The sequence below is a fragment of the Duganella levis genome (assembly GCF_009857605.1).
Taxonomy (GTDB): Bacteria; Pseudomonadota; Gammaproteobacteria; order Burkholderiales; family Burkholderiaceae_D; genus Rugamonas; species Rugamonas levis.
On record NZ_WWCT01000013.1, the window covers coordinates 37,899 to 49,344 of the forward strand.

Here is an 11,446-nt window from a genome sequence, read left to right on the forward strand (position 1 = left end):
GCCATCATTTCAGGCATGGCAAGCCAGCGCCCACGCCACGTGCTCGCGCACTAGTTCGGACGGATCGTCGCGGCGCGCTTCCAGTGCCGCGACGATGGCGGCGTCGCCGCGCGCGCCGGCGGCGGCTGCATTTCCCAGCCCCACCGCGATATTCCGCAGCCATCGTTCATGGCCGATGCGGCGTATCGGGCTGCCTTCCATCTTGCGGTTGAATTCTTCGTCGCTCCACGCAAACAGCTCGATCATCGACGCGCTGCCCAGGCCATGGCGCTCATCGAAGTCCGGCAGCACCGCGCGCTGCGCGAACTTGTTCCATGGGCAGGCAGTCTGGCAATCGTCGCAGCCGTAGATGCGGTTGCCGATCAAGGGCCGCATCTCCAGCGGAATCGCATTCTTCAATTCGATGGTCAGGTAGGAGATGCAGCGCCGTGCATCCAGCTTGCCCGGCCCGAGAATGGCCTGGGTCGGACAGGCGGTGATGCACGCCGAGCATTGGCCGCAATGCGCGCCGGTCGGTTCATCGATCGGCAGCGGCAGGTCGACCAGGAATTCGCCCATGAAGAACATCGAGCCGGCGGTGCGCGACAGCAGCAAGGTGTGCTTGCCGCGCCAGCCCAAACCGGCCTTCTCGGCCAGCGGCAGCTCCATCACCGGCGCCGAGTCGGTGAACACGCGGTAGCCGAAGTCGCCGATTTCCGCCTTCACCTTGTCGGCCAGCTGTTGCAGGCGCGCGCGCAGCACCTTGTGGTAGTCGCGGCCGCGCGCATACACCGAGATCACCGCCGCACCGGGATCGGCCAGCCGCGCCGCCTCGCGATCGCGCCAGTCATGTTCGCCCTCGGTTTCCGTGTCCCTCGGCAGGTAGTTCATGCGGGCGCTGACCACGCGGATGGTGCCCGGCACCAGTTCGGCGGGACGCGCGCGCTTCATGCCATGCGCCGCCATGTAATCCATTTCGCCGTGCATGCCCGCGTCCAGCCAGGCCTGCAGGCCGGCTTCGGCGTGGCTCAGGTCCACGTCGGTGATGCGGATTTCGGCGAAGCCCAGCTCCACGCCCCAGCGCTTGATGCTGAGGGCAAGTTCGGCTAAATTGGATTCAGGCAGGGACATCTTGGCATTCGAGGCAGCTTAGGCGGTTACAATGGCGGTCAAACCAACATGACATTTTAATTGATGCAGCACTTCACAGCCCATCTCCACGACGAAGAAGGCACCGCAGCACTCGGCGCGGCGTTGTCGCGGGCCCTCGTGCCCGGCCTGGCGATCCACCTGCACGGCGACCTTGGCGCCGGCAAAACCGCCCTCACCCGCGCGCTGCTGCACGCCGCCGGCCATGTCGGCACCGTCAAAAGCCCAACCTACACCTTGTCCGAACCATACAGCATCCAGCTCGATGGCCGCGCCGTCAGCGTGATCCACTTTGACCTGTACCGCATGGGCAGTCCGGAAGAATTCCTCGACGCCGGCTTCCGCGAAGACTTCAACGGCGATAACATCTGCATCGTCGAATGGCCGGAAAAGGCCGACGGCGTGCTGCCGCCGCCCGATCTGAACGTATTTTTGACTGTGGCTGGCCATGGCCGTGATGTAGAATTGCAGGCGTCTACCGCCTTGGGTAACTCATGCCTTCAACGCCTCAAATTCGCTCCCAACATGTGAGCCGCCGCACCGTCCTGAAGGCCGGCGCCACCCTGCTGCTGTCCGTGACGGCGCCGCTGCGCGCCAGCGCCGCGCAAATTCTCGCGGTGCGCGTCTGGCCGGCCGACGACTACACCCGTGTCACGCTGGAAAACGACAGCGAACTCAAAGCCACCCACTTCATCGTCAAAGACCCGGAGCGGATGGTGGTCGATATCGAAGGCCTGGAGCTCAATCCCACGCTGAAAAGCCTGGTGGCCAAGATCCAGTCCAACGACCCATACATCAAGCAGGTGCGCGTGGGCCAGAACCGGCCCAACGTGGTGCGGCTGGTGTTCGACCTGAAAGAAGAAGTCAAGCCGCAGGTGTTCACGCTGCCGCCGGCCGGCAACTACAAGCACCGTTTGATCTTCGACCTGTATCCGGTCAAGGCGGCCGATCCGATCGCCGCCATGATCGAAAAAGGCGACTGGTCCACCGAAGAAAAAGTCGCCGCCGCGCCGGCGCCATCGCCGAAAGAGCAGCTGGAACAGCTCAAGCCCGACCTGAAGGCCGAGCCGCGCGAAGAACTCAAGGCCGATCTCAAAACCGCCGAAGCCCAGACCAAAGCCGATAAAACCGACAAGAACGGCAAGATGGTGCGCATGATTACCATCGCGCTCGATCCCGGCCACGGCGGCGAAGATCCCGGCGCCTCCGGCAAGAACGGCAGCCGCGAAAAGGACATCGTACTGTCCATCGCCAAGCGCCTCAAGGCCAAGCTGGAAGAACAATCGAACGTGCGCGTGATGCTGACCCGCGACGGCGACTACTTCGTCCCGCTCGGCACCCGCGTCGACAAGGCGCGCAAGGTGCAGGCCGATTTGTTCGTGTCGATCCACGCCGACGCCTTCGTGCAGCCAACCGCGCGCGGCTCGTCGGTGTTCGTGCTGTCGGAAAAAGGCGCCACTTCATCGGCCGCGCGCTGGCTGGCGGACAAGGAAAATTCGGCCGACACCATCGGCGGCGTCAACGTCAGGAGCCACGACCGGCAGCTGGCCAGCGTGCTGCTCGACCTGTCCACCACCGCGCAGATCAACGACAGCATGAAGCTGGGCCGCTCGGTGCTGGGCGAAATCGGCGGCATCAACCGCCTGCACAAAGGCTCGGTCGAACAGGCCGGCTTTGCGGTGCTGAAGGCGCCGGACATTCCGTCGATCCTGATCGAAACCGCCTTCATCTCCAACCCGGAAGAAGAAGCCAAACTGCTCGACGAGGCTTACCAGAACAAGCTGGCCGACGCCATCGTCACCGGCATCCGCCGCTATTTTTCGAAGAATCCACCACTGGCGAAGAATCGCCTGGCTTAAAAAGAGAGACCCATGGCTGTAGTTACGATGACCACCTACGGCGACCTGCCGGCCGTCCACCTGACCGCAGCCGATGGCGCGCAGGCCACCGTGTCGCTATTCGGCGCGCACCTGCTGTCGTGGAAAACCGCCGACGGCAAGGAACGCCTGTTCGTCAGTTCGCAAACGCCGCTCGACGGCAGCAAGGCGATACGCGGCGGCGTGCCGGTCATCTTCCCGCAGTTTAATGTGCGCGGTCCGGGCCTGCGTCACGGCTTCGCACGCGTCAGCACATGGCGCCTGACCGGGCAAGGTGATTCGTTCGTGGAATTCAGCCTGGCACCATCCGACCTGTCGGCCGAACACGCGCAAGCCTGGCCGCACGACTTTACGCTGACGCTGCGCTTCACGCTGCGCACCGGTGCGCTGGACATCAGCTACAGCGCCCACAATCCGGGCCAGCAGGCTTACGATTTCGGCGTGGCGCTGCACACTTACTATGATGTCGGCCGCCTGGACGCGACCAGCATCAGCGGCCTGCAGCACCAGCAGTTCCTCGATCACCACAATCAAACGCTGGTACAGGATACGCCAACTCTGCACTTCACCGAGAAGCACGACCGCATGTACCAGTCCACGCCAAGCGTGACGCTGAACACGGCCGACGCCACGCTGCGCCTGCAACAGCAAGGCTTCGATCAATGGGTAGTGTGGAATCCGGGCAAAGACGATGCCGCTGCGCTGACCGATTTGGCCGATGACGAATACCTGCGTTTCGTCTGCATCGAACCGGCGCGCATCTACCAGCAGCCGCTGGCCGCCGGCGCCACCTGGACCGGCCAGCACACCATCAGCGTTTAATTGGATTCTTTGATGATGCGGCCACCGCTAGGCTGGACCGGCCGCGCATTCAATGGATAGAGGCGGCTGAACAGCGCCATCTGCTGCGGCGACGCCTGCAGCGGCTCCTTCATCACCAGCCACAACACGCCCTCGTTACACGGCGGCGTAGTCATTGATCCCATGAAGGTGTAGTACTCTCGCTTGGCCGGCAGCAGGTCCTGCGGATCGAGCGGCTCCGACGGCGCCGCCGTATCGAACTTCTCCAGCGGAAGATTGTTCCACACGGTCTGGATCACCGGCTGCGGCTTGCCGCGTTCCAGCAGCAGCGCCAGCATGGCGATACGGCCTTCCGGATCCTTGTGCACCATGTGCACCACCATCTCAAAGCCCTTGCCGTTGATGCGCTCTTCCGACGGACGATGGAAGTGGAACTGAATCAGCTCATAGGTGCGATTGCCGACCGTGAGGAAATTGCCGCTGCCGACCATCACCTGCACCGTATGGCCGTTGTCGGTCACATTGAACGACGATGGGTGATAGTCAAACGTGATCTGCTCCAGATCCACCTTCATGCCATCGCGCAGGTCGATCGGCGACTGGCGGTTGCCGCTGCCGCACTTGGCCCACGCCGGATTGATCTTGCCCCAGTTAGCCGGGCCGGTCTCGCCTTCATACGACCACACATTGCTGTACACCTTGGGAATAGCCGCCACGGCGGCTTCCTTGACGGCAGCCTGCTTCTTGGCCTTGGCTGCTGCGGCGACGCGCGCGGCCTGGTTGGCGCGCATGATGGCCAGACGCTCCTGAATGCGGGCCGTCAGATCGGCCTCCGCCTGGGCTTCTTTTTCGCGCTCGGTCAGCTTGCGCGGTGGCGCGCTCGATGCGGCAGACGAAGCCGACGACGCACCGGACGCCGCCGCCATGGACGCAGTCACGCCGGCAGCCCCCACCACCGCCGATTTCGTCGAAGGCGAAAGCAGCGGATCTTTTTCAGTGCCGGCGGCTGCGGAAACCACGCAGCAACAGGCAATCAGGGTCAGGAGGGAGCGCATGAAGTATCCAGAAGTAACAGTTACAGTCTGGTATACGGATGCATTTGGGCAAAACTTGAGGGCATCGCCTTGGCGAGGCGCGAAGAAAATAGCAAAAAATCATGCTGCAGTGGCCGCGCAGCATGGCTACATGCGGGTTTCAGCGGCTTTGCAGGCGCCGAGTTAATTTCCACACGGCGCCGATCACCATCGGCACCACGGCCAGAGCAACGCCGAACAGCACGATTTCGGTCAGGTGCTCGCGCACGATCGGGATGTTGCCGAAGAAGTAGCCGGCCGAGGTCAACAACAGCACCCACAGGATGGCGCCGGTGAAGTTATACAGCTGGAAGCGGGCAAACGTCATGTCCGAGACGCCGGCAATGAACGGCGCAAAGGTGCGCACCACGGGAATGAAACGAGCCAGCACAATGGTCTTGCCGCCGTGTTTTTCGAAGAAGTTGTGGGTGCGCGTGAGCGCTTCTTTATTGAGCCAGCGGTAGTCATGGGTAAATACCCGCTGCCCGACCTTCTCGCCGATCCAGTAATTGACCGTGTTGCCGGTGACGGCGGCCGTGGTCAACAACAGCATCAGCAGCGGCAGATTCATCTCGCCCACCGCGCATAGCGCGCCGGCGATAAATAACAACGTATCCCCGGGGAAGAAGAACAGGACCACCAGACCGGTTTCGGCGAAGATAATGGCAAATAGAACAACGTAGATCAGCGTACCGTACTGCTGGATCAACACTTCCAATGTCTTATCGACATGCAGGATCATGTCAAAAAATTGCACTAAGTCCATATTCTTTCCATAAGGTGAGCCGGCATCATACACTACCACCAGTCACTGCGGCAGCGGTTTCCGAGCTGGTCATATCCAGTTTACAATCGTCGCAGGCCCCGCAGCAAGCGGGTTCGTTCAACCAAGGAGATTTGGATGGCTTTGTTCCGCACTTTACGTGTTTTATCCCTGCCAGCACTGGCGTTGGGCCTCGGCGCTGCCAGCGCCGTCGCCGCCGATCTGCCGGAGCGCCCGAGCGCCGGCGACATCATCAAGACGTCCAAGCCGGCCGACTGGCGGCCGACCGATCCGGCCAACACGCTGTATATGGATCTGCCGACCGGCCGCGTGGTCATCGAACTGGCGCCGGACTTCGCGCCGCTGGGCGTGGCCAATATCAAGACCATGGTCAAGGAACACTACTTCGATGGACTGGCGGTGATCCGTTCGCAGGATAACTACGTGGCGCAGTGGGGCGATCCGAATGCCGAGACCAAACCGAAGTCGCTGGGCACGGCCAAGGCCAAGGTGCCGGGCGAGTTCACCGCGCCGCTGGCGAACGACAAGCACTTCGTGCTGCAAAAGGATGCGGATGGCTACGCGCCGCAGATCGGCCACTCCAACGGCTTCCCGGTGGGACGCGATCCGAAAGCCAAGACCACCTGGCTGGCGCACTGCTACGGCATGGTGGGCGTGGGCCGCGACAACGATACCGACAGCGGCAGCGGTTCGGAGCTGTATGCGATCACCGGCCATGCGCCGCGTCATCTGGACCGCAATATCACGCTGCTGGGTCGCGTAATCTCGGGCATGCCGTTGCTGACCACCCTGCCGCGCGGCAGCGAAGCGCTGGGCTTCTACGGCCCGAACGAGCCGCGCATGCCGATCGTCTCGGTGCGGCTGGAAGCGGACGTGCCGGAAGCGGAGCGCAGCCACTTTGAAGTGATGCGCAGCGAAGCGCCGATCTACGAGCAGGTGCTGGAAGCGCAACGCAACCGTGGCGGCCCGTGGAACAAATACGCCGCCAACTATCTGGAACTGTGCAACGCCGCCATCCCGGTGCGCGAACGTCCAAAGCAGTAAGCCCAAACGGGGGACAAGTTATAATCTGGTGATGAACGCGCCCGATAACGTCCCCCGCCCCCCACGCCCCATCCTGGCCCTGCCTGACCAGCTGATTTCCCAGATCGCCGCCGGCGAGGTGGTGGAACGTCCGTCAGCCGTGGTCAAAGAGCTACTGGAAAACGCGCTGGACGCCGGCGGCACGCTGATCGCCGTGCGCCTGGAAGAAGGCGGGGTCAAACGCATCTGCATCACCGACAACGGCCGCGGCATCCCGCCCGAGCAAATGCCGCTGGCATTGGCGCGCCACGCCACCTCCAAGATCGCCTCGCTGGACGATCTGGAAAACGTCGGCACCCTCGGCTTCCGTGGCGAAGCGCTGGCCTCCATCGCATCGGTAGCGCAAGTGACCATCACCTCGCGCACCGCCGATGTCGCCCACGCGTGGGAAATCGCCGGCTCGCACAACGCCACGCCAACGCCATCGTCCGGCGCGCTGGGCACCACCATCGACGTCAAAGACCTGTACTACAACACGCCGGCGCGCCGCAAATTCCTCAAGTCCGAGCAGACCGAATTTGGTCATTGCGCCGAAGTCGTGCGCCGCATCGCGCTGGCGCGGCCCGACGTCTCGTTCTCGCTGACCCACAACGGCCGCACCGTCGATCACTGGAACGTCAGCGAAATCGCCCGCCGCAGCGCGCAGATTCTCGGCGACGGCTTTGCCGAAGCGCGCCTGCCGGTTGACGAAACCATCGGCCCTTTGCGCTTGCACGGCTACATCGGTTTGCCAACCGCCTCCAAGGCACGTGCCGACGGCCAGTTCTTCTACGTGAACGGCCGCTTCGTGCGCGACAAGGTGCTGGTGCATGCGGTGAAAGCGGCTTACCAGGATGTACTGCACGGCGACCGCTTCCCGTCGTACGTGCTGTCGCTGGACATGGATCCGTCGCTGGTGGACGTCAACGTTCACCCGTCGAAAATCGAAGTGCGCTTCCGCGATGGCCGCGCAGTGCATCAATGCGTCTTCCACGCGGTGCAGCGCGCGCTGGCGCAGACCTCGGCCACCGCGCACGGCAGCGTGCCGTCGCCTTTGCCGGCGGCCGATAGCCTGAGCACCACGCCGATGTGGCGCGGCGAGCAGACCTCGTTCGGCCCATTGCTGGCGCCTGATTACGCACCGACGTTCTCGCCATCGCCATTCGGCGCGCGCGGTACGGAAGTCGATGCGGCAGCCGGCGGCAGCGCGGGCAGCGGCTTCGGCGCCGGAGATGGCTACGGCGGCGCGCCTGCTGGCGGCGGTTTTGGCGGCAACTACGCCGGCCCACGCTTCGGCGCCGGCGGCGGCGTCGCCCAAAGCACCGAACGATACGGCGCCATGTTCCGCGACAGCGACCGCCCTGCCGGCGACCGTGCCGCCGACATGACGCTGCCGCAAACCAGCTCCTTCACTGTCTCCGCCGCCGCCATGGCGCAGGAAGAATTCCCCCTCGGTTTCGCACTGGCGCAGCTTCACGGCATCTACATCCTGGCGCAGAACGTCAAAGGCCTGGTGCTGGTCGACATGCACGCCGCGCACGAACGCATCCTGTACGAGCAACTGAAAAACGCGCTGGATAGCCGCGTGGCCGGCGAAGAAATGCAGGTGCAGCCGCTGCTGATCCCGATCACCTTCTACGCCGACGCGGTGGAAGTCGGCACCGCCGAAGAACACCAGGAGACCTTGCAGACACTGGGCTTCGACATCGCCGTGCTGTCGCCGACCACGCTGGCGGTACGCTCGGTGCCGGTGCTGCTGAAGAACGCCGACGCCCAGACGCTGGCGCGCGACGTGCTGCGCGACGTGCGCGAATTCGGCGGCTCCCGCGTGCTGATCGAACGCCAGAACGAACTGCTCGGCACCCTCGCCTGCCACACGGCGGTACGCGCCAACCGCATCCTGTCGCTGCAAGAGATGAACGCCCTGCTGCGCCAGATGGAAATCACCGAACGCGCCGACCAGTGCAACCACGGTCGTCCGACCTGGGTGCAGGTGGAAATCGGCGCACTCGATAAGCTCTTCCTGCGCGGTCAATAATCATGAACACCAAACCACTGGCCGTCGCCATCATGGGGCCGACGGCGTCGGGCAAGACCGCCTCCGCGCTGGCGATTGCAGCACGCATCCCGTCCGAAATCATCTCCGTCGATTCTGCGCTGGTCTACAAAGGCATGGACATCGGCACCGCCAAGCCGACCAGGGAAGAACTGGCCGCCGCACCGCATCACCTGATCGACATCCTCGATCCGCTGGATTCGTATTCGGTAGCGCAGTTTCGCAAGGACACACTGCGGCTGGTGGACGACATCAGCGCGCGCGGCAAACTGCCGCTGCTGGTGGGCGGCACCATGCTGTACTTCAAAGGCCTGGCTGATGGCCTGGACGATTTGCCGGGCGCAGATCCCGCCGTGCGCGCCGCGCTGGATGAGGAAGCAGCCCGCATCGGCTGGCCCGCCATGCACGCGCGCCTGGCCGCTGTCGATCCGGAGACCGCCGCGCGCCTGGCGCCGGCTGATTCGCAACGCATCCAGCGCGCGCTGGAAATCCATGCGCTGAGCGGCAAGCCGATGTCCGAGCTGCTGGCGCTGCGCGAGAAAACCGAACTGCCGTTTGATCTGCTGTCGTTTGCGCTGGAGCCGTCGGACCGCGCGGTACTACATCAGCGCATTGCGCGCCGCTTCGACATCATGTTGGAAGAGACCCCGCACGGTAACCTGATCACCGAAGTGGAAACCCTGCGCCGGCGCGGCGACCTGCATCTGGGCCTGCCGTCGATCCGCTGCGTGGGCTACCGCCAGGCGTGGGAATACCTGGATGGCACAATTGACTATCCGACCATGCGCGAAACCGGCATCATCGCCACGCGCCAATTGGCCAAGCGCCAACTGACCTGGCTGCGCTCAATGCCGGATCGCGTGGTGCTCGACTGCCTGGCGCCGGACCCGGCCAGCACCATGCTGGAGCAGATCGCCGACCGTCTGGGTTAAGTCTTGGGCGGCTCGCCGCTCATGTAGACCAGTTCCCACAAGTGGCCGTCCAGATCCTGGTAGCCGTGGCCATACATGAAGCCATGGTCCTGCGGCTCCTTGTAGGCGCTGCCGCCGGCCTCGATGGCCTTGTTGACCAGCGCCGTCACCGCCTCGCGCGACTCCATCTGCAAACACACCAGCACCTCGGTTGAAGTGTGCGCGTCGCTGATAGGCTTCGGCGTAAACTCCTTGAAGCGGGTTTCGGTCAGCAGCATCACAAAGATATTCTCGTCCACGATCATGCAGGTGGCGGAGTCATCCGTGTAATGCAGGTTGAAGCTGTAGCCCAGATGGGTGAAGAACTGGATCGACTTCTGCAGATCCCGCACCGGCAGGTTGATGAAGATATTGGTGGCCATATCGTCTCCATTGGAAAATGGTTATGCGGTCAGAATACCAATATGCCAACGTTTTGACGACCGCCACACGATAACGGGCATTTTTTTCAAAAAAGTTTTGGGGCGTTCTTGACAGTTCGGGCGCCATCCCCGATAATGCTTCGCGTTGCAGGTGATATAGCTCAGTTGGTTAGAGCACAGCATTCATAATGCTGGGGTCGGTGGTTCAAGTCCACCTATCACCACCAAGATTCCGAAAGCCGTAAATCATACTAAATGATTTACGGCTTTTTTGTTTTTACCGGCACGCCACCGCGAAATCCACGTGATAGTGCTCGTCGTGCCGTATCCATGGCCGTTCCTTCATGAAGTGCAGATGCTGGCGCAGATACGCGCCGCGTCTGGTGGCAAACAGGGGCGGCGTCAGAACAGGATCGAAGATCACGCGGGTGATGCCGATCTTGTGCAAATCGGCGGTGCGGGATAGCTGGTACAGGTGCTCGGCCATTGCCTCGTAGTCAATTCGCAGATCCTCAAACCTGCCGGCCTTGTCGAACTCAATGCCGTAGCCGAACTTGTTGGTGACATTGCCCGGCAGCGGCACCGATGCAGCAGCGGCGTTCAGCACCGGCACCATGAAGTCCACCGACAATCCGGCCTGATGCGTTTTGTGCGGCCGGATCGGTCCGCCTTGCGCGAGGCCGGTCTCGCCATAGACGAAGGTCTTGCCAGGCGCTGCCTGCTCCAGTGTGCGATACGTCGCCACCACCACGTCACGCACAGCATCATGGACATAGGTTCGGCCCAGTTGCACGCCTAGCGTACTGTAAGCAGCAAAGTTAGGGCCGTCTTTTGACAGTTGTACACCCTGCTCCAGTCGGCCATCCGCGACCGTGCCATAACAGGTGCTACCAAGTCCGATAGACGGAAGTGCAATTAAAAAGCAAACCAGCCAACGACGCATAGCGCATCCTTTCTCAGAGCGATCCCTGTTGTAACACGCCTGCGCGAGATCAAGCTGACCGCGCGCAAGCGGTCTCTCCGGCGCCGACGCTACTGTGAAATGGCGCGTCGGTTTTTCCCCACATCGACGTATGGGAAATTTGCATCGGCCTATACGATGTCGGCATACCTGAGCGTATAAAACTGCCCATCGCCACGTTTTCCAAGCTAACCACACCACCAAAATCACCCGATTTCATAGCGAAATCGCCCTCGCCGCGCCTCTGCCGCACTGCAATAAAACGTTTTCCCAGGCGTGTTGCCCATGCTTGCCGAAATGGCTAGTCTTGACTGTGACAGGTCATCAGACAACCTGCACCCTCCCAGAACTAACCGACTGAGGAAGACATG

Annotated in this window: 11 protein-coding genes and 1 tRNA gene; 7 read left to right on the forward strand and 5 right to left on the reverse strand. The window is 62.5% G+C overall.

Annotation, left to right across the window (positions count from 1 at the left end):
* Positions 1-9: 9 nt before the first annotated feature.
* Positions 10-1,110 carry a tRNA epoxyqueuosine(34) reductase QueG gene (gene queG / locus GTP69_RS16460; RefSeq protein ID WP_161055884.1) on the reverse strand — a complete coding sequence of 367 codons (1,101 nt, stop codon included), beginning with the start codon at positions 1,108-1,110 and terminating at the stop codon, positions 10-12.
* A gap of 63 nt (positions 1,111-1,173) precedes the next feature.
* Between queG and tsaE the strand changes: the two genes are divergently transcribed.
* From tsaE to GTP69_RS16475, 3 genes are read left to right on the forward strand one after another with little or no spacing between them, the layout of a single operon-like run.
* Positions 1,174-1,659 carry a tRNA (adenosine(37)-N6)-threonylcarbamoyltransferase complex ATPase subunit type 1 TsaE gene (gene tsaE, locus GTP69_RS16465; protein WP_161055885.1) on the forward strand — a complete coding sequence of 162 codons (486 nt, stop codon included), beginning with the start codon at positions 1,174-1,176 and terminating at the stop codon, positions 1,657-1,659.
* Positions 1,623-2,987 (forward strand): N-acetylmuramoyl-L-alanine amidase, encoded by a 1,365-nt coding sequence (locus tag GTP69_RS16470; protein ID WP_161055886.1) that lies wholly within the window; start codon positions 1,623-1,625, stop codon positions 2,985-2,987. Before tsaE ends, GTP69_RS16470 begins: the two co-directional genes overlap by 37 nt.
* Positions 2,988-2,999: 12 nt before the next feature.
* The gene (locus GTP69_RS16475; RefSeq protein ID WP_161055887.1) at positions 3,000-3,827 is read left to right on the forward strand and encodes a D-hexose-6-phosphate mutarotase; all 828 of its coding nucleotides are present in this window, start codon (positions 3,000-3,002) and stop codon (positions 3,825-3,827) included.
* Here the strand turns inward: GTP69_RS16475 and GTP69_RS16480 are convergent.
* Both GTP69_RS16480 and GTP69_RS16485 read right to left on the reverse strand, forming a co-directional pair.
* A complete protein-coding gene (locus GTP69_RS16480) occupies positions 3,824-4,861 on the reverse strand; it encodes a carbonic anhydrase (protein WP_161055888.1) in 1,038 nt (345 codons plus the stop codon). The genes GTP69_RS16475 and GTP69_RS16480 overlap by 4 nt on opposite strands.
* Before the next feature lie 139 nt (positions 4,862-5,000).
* Positions 5,001-5,645 (reverse strand): VTT domain-containing protein, encoded by a 645-nt coding sequence (locus tag GTP69_RS16485; RefSeq protein WP_161055889.1) that lies wholly within the window; start codon positions 5,643-5,645, stop codon positions 5,001-5,003.
* 135 nt (positions 5,646-5,780) lie between these two features.
* On the opposite strand from GTP69_RS16485, the gene GTP69_RS16490 reads away from it, so the two are divergent.
* Genes GTP69_RS16490 through miaA form a run of 3 tightly spaced genes read left to right on the forward strand, consistent with a single transcriptional unit; the run spans position 5,781 to position 9,713 of the window.
* Positions 5,781-6,707 carry a peptidylprolyl isomerase gene (locus tag GTP69_RS16490; protein ID WP_110845109.1) on the forward strand — a complete coding sequence of 309 codons (927 nt, stop codon included), beginning with the start codon at positions 5,781-5,783 and terminating at the stop codon, positions 6,705-6,707.
* A gap of 31 nt (positions 6,708-6,738) precedes the next feature.
* The gene (gene mutL, locus GTP69_RS16495) at positions 6,739-8,763 is read left to right on the forward strand and encodes a DNA mismatch repair endonuclease MutL (RefSeq protein WP_161055890.1); all 2,025 of its coding nucleotides are present in this window, start codon (positions 6,739-6,741) and stop codon (positions 8,761-8,763) included.
* A gap of 2 nt (positions 8,764-8,765) precedes the next feature.
* Positions 8,766-9,713, forward strand: a complete 948-nt coding sequence (gene miaA, locus GTP69_RS16500; RefSeq protein WP_161055891.1) for a tRNA (adenosine(37)-N6)-dimethylallyltransferase MiaA — start codon at positions 8,766-8,768, stop codon at positions 9,711-9,713.
* Here miaA and GTP69_RS16505 read toward each other — a convergent pair.
* A complete protein-coding gene (locus GTP69_RS16505) occupies positions 9,710-10,114 on the reverse strand; it encodes a VOC family protein (protein WP_110845112.1) in 405 nt (134 codons plus the stop codon). The genes miaA and GTP69_RS16505 overlap by 4 nt on opposite strands.
* A 150-nt stretch (positions 10,115-10,264) precedes the next feature.
* Here GTP69_RS16505 and GTP69_RS16510 point away from each other — a divergent pair.
* A tRNA-Met gene (locus GTP69_RS16510) sits at positions 10,265-10,341 on the forward strand.
* A gap of 50 nt (positions 10,342-10,391) precedes the next feature.
* Here the strand turns inward: GTP69_RS16510 and GTP69_RS16515 are convergent.
* The gene (locus GTP69_RS16515) at positions 10,392-11,057 is read right to left on the reverse strand and encodes a penicillin-insensitive murein endopeptidase (RefSeq protein WP_161055892.1); all 666 of its coding nucleotides are present in this window, start codon (positions 11,055-11,057) and stop codon (positions 10,392-10,394) included.
* Positions 11,058-11,446: the final 389 nt, after the last annotated feature.

Coding starts and splice junctions, on each gene's coding strand:
- queG (WP_161055884.1), bottom strand. CDS start 1,110: ATGTCCCTGCCTGAATCCAATTTAGCCGAACTTGCCCTCAGCATCAAG.
- tsaE (WP_161055885.1), top strand. CDS start 1,174: ATGCAGCACTTCACAGCCCATCTCCACGACGAAGAAGGCACCGCAGCA.
- GTP69_RS16470 (WP_161055886.1), top strand. CDS start 1,623: ATGCCTTCAACGCCTCAAATTCGCTCCCAACATGTGAGCCGCCGCACC.
- GTP69_RS16475 (WP_161055887.1), top strand. CDS start 3,000: ATGGCTGTAGTTACGATGACCACCTACGGCGACCTGCCGGCCGTCCAC.
- GTP69_RS16480 (WP_161055888.1), bottom strand. CDS start 4,861: ATGCGCTCCCTCCTGACCCTGATTGCCTGTTGCTGCGTGGTTTCCGCA.
- GTP69_RS16485 (WP_161055889.1), bottom strand. CDS start 5,645: ATGGACTTAGTGCAATTTTTTGACATGATCCTGCATGTCGATAAGACA.
- GTP69_RS16490 (WP_110845109.1), top strand. CDS start 5,781: ATGGCTTTGTTCCGCACTTTACGTGTTTTATCCCTGCCAGCACTGGCG.
- mutL (WP_161055890.1), top strand. CDS start 6,739: ATGAACGCGCCCGATAACGTCCCCCGCCCCCCACGCCCCATCCTGGCC.
- miaA (WP_161055891.1), top strand. CDS start 8,766: ATGAACACCAAACCACTGGCCGTCGCCATCATGGGGCCGACGGCGTCG.
- GTP69_RS16505 (WP_110845112.1), bottom strand. CDS start 10,114: ATGGCCACCAATATCTTCATCAACCTGCCGGTGCGGGATCTGCAGAAG.
- GTP69_RS16515 (WP_161055892.1), bottom strand. CDS start 11,057: ATGCGTCGTTGGCTGGTTTGCTTTTTAATTGCACTTCCGTCTATCGGA.